The sequence below is a fragment of the Cobetia sp. SIMBA_158 genome (assembly GCF_046566945.1).
Taxonomy (GTDB): domain Bacteria; phylum Pseudomonadota; class Gammaproteobacteria; order Pseudomonadales; family Halomonadaceae; genus Cobetia; species Cobetia amphilecti.
Genome location: NZ_JAWJYL010000046.1, coordinates 1 through 570, shown reverse-complemented (window position 1 = coordinate 570; position 570 = coordinate 1). Strand labels below are relative to the sequence as shown.

Below are 570 nucleotides of genomic sequence, written 5' to 3'. Positions count from 1 at the left end.
ACTTGCTTAATTGATAGAGATGAAAAAACTGTAAATCCACTCTTAAGTGTTTTAGATGACAGCTTTAAAGATTCACCTAGTTTTCTAACCATAAACAAAGACAAAATAACGTCTTTTTCAAAATTAACTTGTTTCTTTTCAGAATAATATGCAGGTTTAGCTACAGGCTTGAAACTATTAGCATATTTAACTAAATCACTTTTCCAATACCTAGACTCAATCATATAATTTCAACCTCACAGATATAGAAACAGTTAGCTGCTTATTAAACTCCACTTTGGAGGATTATAAGACCCCAAAACGGCGTATAGTACACCTCCCAATAATTCCACCGAACGACTCTAATGAAACCAGGTAATTATGTATGTTATGAAGTTTATGTTGTTCAAATATACCAAAACGACTTTTAGTAATGTTATGAGGCAAGAGACAAATTAGCTTTGTCGGATGGCGCTTCGCTTATCCGACCTACACAACCTAATAACAATTACTATTTTTCAAACTTGGGGACTTTTCGCTTATCGGCTTTGCTCATGGTAAGTTCTGCTACTTCTTCTTGCTTTAACTCGT

General features: G+C 34.0%; 1 protein-coding gene. It reads right to left on the bottom strand.

The annotated features are described in order from the left end of the window. A partial coding sequence (locus R2R70_RS18885) for a hypothetical protein (RefSeq protein WP_410978733.1) occupies nt 1-224 on the bottom strand: 224 nt, incomplete at its 3' end. Nucleotides 225-570 lie beyond the last annotated feature (346 nt).